Genomic DNA, 1,327 nt, shown 5'->3' on the forward strand with positions numbered 1-1,327 from the left:
ACTAAGCTCCGGCGGGTGCTGTGAGTTGAGATTCCCTTAGCACTCATTCCCGCCTTTTCGGTGGCCCGCTGGAGGATGGCGTAAGCATTCCGCCAAGAAATTGGTTTTGTGCCGCACCGTGAGGGGAAAAGCCAACCGGAGTTGTCAGGGTCAAACCCTTTGAGGGATTCTTTCAAAGCTTCGTGAACTGGAATCTCTACAGTTTCAGCCGTGCCATCCGGTCTGTGTTTTCTGACCATTGCCGGAAAAATTAGCACGTCTTTTGGTGAGCCATTGCGATCGTAAACATCCTCAGTCTTCAGTTGAACCAATGCCCCCCAGCGCTCGCCTGTATACCAGGCTAAATCCATTAGTAATTTATACTTATCGGCTCTAACTTGTCTTTTGATTTTGACAAACTCACTATCTGAAATAACTGCGGCTTTTCCCTTTCTGTTATTCTTTGGCATAGATATAAAAAATAAACTTATCGTGTTCCGCTTTTACCTGAATCAGAGGTAAAAGCGGAATTTCCTAAATATTCACTCCGCGTAAATATTGGCTCAATCCTATTACTGGCAATAGATACGCGTCGTCAGGATATATACCACTTCTACATAAAAGTGGAACATTTACATAAATTCAGCTTGCCGCTACAACGGATTTATTCACTTCTATTAATCCGTTGTTTTTTTAATATGTCAGTAGCAACCCTTCAACAAGTATTCGGCGCTAACGCCACACAAGACGCGACGACTGTCACAATTCACAAAGCAGACTTCGCTAGTGTCGGCTTCACCCCAGCTACTGCCAATACTGCGGATTCAATACTTGCCGCAATTGTGGCTTTTGCAGAAACTAATATTCCTGATAGTGCGGTAACTGGCGGTGACACTACAAGGACAGTTGGTATTGCCGATGGTTATCAAACTATTACAACCGTTGGCACTTCCCAGCTTTTAGTGCTGCCAAAAACCATTAACTTCTATTCACCATTCAACGGGACTTTTGACCCAGATAACTACTAAATGACGCTGTTGAAATTAGCGCAAGTTTTTGGTGTAAACGTGGTAGAGACATCTACCACTGTCACTATCACTAAAGCAGATTTAATTGGATTAACACCAAACTCAAGTAATACTGCTGATAGTATTCTCGCTGGTATCGTTAACACGGCTCATCAACAGTATGAAGGGCAACTAACAGATGAAAACGGCTTGAGTGTGATTGACGAAAATAATATTCCCATTACCTACGACAATCATCTTTATTACAGCAGTACATGGGTGCAATTCTGGGGATACTTACTATCTAAAAATTGGATAAATTTTTGTTTCTTGTACTCTCA

The 1,327-nt window shown here is 42.4% G+C and carries 2 protein-coding genes and 1 pseudogene; 2 read left to right on the forward strand and 1 reads right to left on the reverse strand.

Annotated elements, in window-relative coordinates:
* Positions 1–449, reverse strand: a 449-nt coding sequence (locus CDG79_RS40515; protein ID WP_094347044.1) for a tyrosine-type recombinase/integrase, incomplete at its 3' end; no start/stop codon positions are given.
* A gap of 228 nt (positions 450–677) precedes the next feature.
* Here CDG79_RS40515 and CDG79_RS40520 point away from each other — a divergent pair.
* Positions 678–1,007 (forward strand): hypothetical protein, encoded by a 330-nt coding sequence (locus tag CDG79_RS40520; RefSeq protein ID WP_143855758.1) that lies wholly within the window; start codon positions 678–680, stop codon positions 1,005–1,007.
* Positions 1,008–1,327, forward strand: a pseudogene (locus CDG79_RS40525) (hypothetical protein); the annotation flags it as partial.

The sequence above is a fragment of the Nostoc sp. 'Peltigera membranacea cyanobiont' 232 genome, assembly GCF_002245985.1.
Classification (GTDB): Bacteria; Cyanobacteriota; Cyanobacteriia; order Cyanobacteriales; family Nostocaceae; genus Nostoc.

Coding starts and splice junctions, on each gene's coding strand:
- CDG79_RS40520 (WP_143855758.1), top strand. CDS start 678: ATGTCAGTAGCAACCCTTCAACAAGTATTCGGCGCTAACGCCACACAA.